The organism is Candidatus Paracaedimonas acanthamoebae, from assembly GCA_017307065.1.
Classification (GTDB): Bacteria; Pseudomonadota; Alphaproteobacteria; order Caedimonadales; family Caedimonadaceae; genus Paracaedimonas; species Paracaedimonas acanthamoebae_A.
Map to the genome: position 1 here is coordinate 1 of JAFKGL010000041.1, position 2109 is coordinate 2109.

1 protein-coding gene is annotated in these 2109 nt (G+C 42.1%); it reads left to right on the plus strand.

All coding sequences use genetic code 11. From position 1 onward, the window contains the following. Nucleotides 1-224 precede the first annotated feature (224 nt). A partial coding sequence (locus tag J0H12_07460; GenBank protein ID MBN9413735.1) for an ankyrin repeat domain-containing protein occupies nt 225-2109 on the plus strand: 1885 nt, incomplete at its 3' end.

Consider the following 2109-nt stretch of genomic DNA (forward strand, 5'->3'; position numbering starts at 1 on the left):
TTTACTGGCAAGTACAATTTTAAAAAGAGTAACGGTGAAATTGACATAACAGCAATGGTGAATGCGTTTGAAAAACATCTAAAACAACATTTTTGGAAGATGATTTAATTCAGAATTAACACTTTTGGTGGTTATTCCACACGACCCCTCTTATTGTTTATGATTTGATGGACCTGCAGATTCCCTATAGAAGCAAGGCCCGTTTGAGTTTAGTGGACTACGCGGTGATGAGCGATGAGATAGGTTTTGTACAAGAACACATCGAAGAAACGCAATTATCCAGGCTTGAACTGGCCGCACTTGCTGCCAAACACGGCAGTATGGTGTGTTTAGCCTGGATGTTAAAACACGTTCCACCCGGTGAAGGTGACTATGCGAGCTTATTTAAATCAAGTCTGCAATCGCATCAGATTCAAGCAATCGAATTAATTATAAAACGATTAAATCCAATTGACCAAGTCTTAGATTCTAACGGAAATACGGCTTTGCATCTGAGCGTCATTTACGGAGCTAAAGAGGCCATTGAATTGCTGTTACAGCGTGGGGCTGCAGTGAATGTACGCAATAGTAAGCACCAAACGGTATTTCACATTGCAGTTGCTCAAGAAGACAAAGCATCACTTAAAAAACTATTTCAATTAACCGAGCCTAAACAATGGCCTGTCGACTTATGGACTGGCTCAGCCTGTAAACCAGGTCATGCTTTGTACCAAACGATGAGGGCATTTATGCACCAATTGCCGAATCCGGTGCAACCGGATGAGGTGAAGCCGGAGCCCATAGCTTTTTCTTTACCCAGTTTAACCCTAACCACGGAGCTTAAGAGCCAAATCATTCAATTAAAAGCGTATTTGAAAGATGGAGAATATGACGAAGCCTATGAGTTCTTAATTCAATACCCAGATTTAATCAAATTATTTGATTCAGAACAAGGAGCGGATTTATTGCAGGTGCTTTTTACCAACTTACAGGACGATTCAACTCTGGTCACGTCACTGAACGACCATTCAGGTGTCGATGACGAATCCGTATTTTCATCGCCACACAAACTGTTAGACCACTTAAGACAATCAGGAATTAATCCAGCCCGTTTAACCGGCAAGCATAATGTCCTTTTATCAATGCTGTCTGCGGAAACAGACGAAGAGGCCTGTTATCGCCTAGGTGTATTTAATCAATACTTCCCACAAAGTTTAACGATTCTTGCTTTGGATAAAGTGAACGGTCCAGTAAAAATAGTTGAAATGGCATTAAAACTGAATAAAAAGCAATTGTTTAACACTTTGGATGAGCTTTGTTCGAAATATTTGGACCCAGAAAAGCCTGCATTCAATAGCCTGCATGAAGCGGTTATTGCCGGTAACTATGGTCTCGTTGAATCTTTGTTGCAGCGCTATCCTGCGGACAGTCTCAATAACAAAAGACAAACAGCCCTGATGATTGCAGCCCAATTAGACCATGTGCGTATTATGGAGTTGCTTCTCGATAAAGGGGCAGATCCGGATTGTCTGGATATTTATGGCCAAAATGCACTCCATTATGCACTCATGAGCGATTCTGCGGATGCAGCACTGACTCTTTTGCCTTGCATTCGTTATAAAAATCAACCCAACCGCTCGGGTGTTACTCCCTTAATGCTTGCGAGCAGACAAGGGTTAACCGCAATCATCCGGTTTTTATGTGAAGAATCAAATTACAGCGATTCCTTTGACCGTCACGGATTGAACGCCCTGCATCATGCAGCACTTTGTGGCCAAGCCAAAGCGATTGTACTCCTCAAATCGTATGGCTTTGACATTAATGGGGTAGAAAGCCCATCGAGTCCGAAAAAAGTAGAATACAACCTAAAACGAACCCCATTACATCTTGCGGCCAAGGGTGGACATCTTGATGCGGTATTGGCTCTTTTATCCCTTGGTGCTCATCCTGAGCAAGAAGATGCGCGGCAATTTACCTTTTTTGAATACGCTGTATTAAACAATAAAAATCATCTCATTGAGGTGCTACAGCAAATGGATGGCTATCAGCAAAAAAGACGCGATACTCCTTTGCTTTTGGCGGCAACTCAGTCCGATAATGTTGACATTTTATGTCAACTCATCTTAAGTG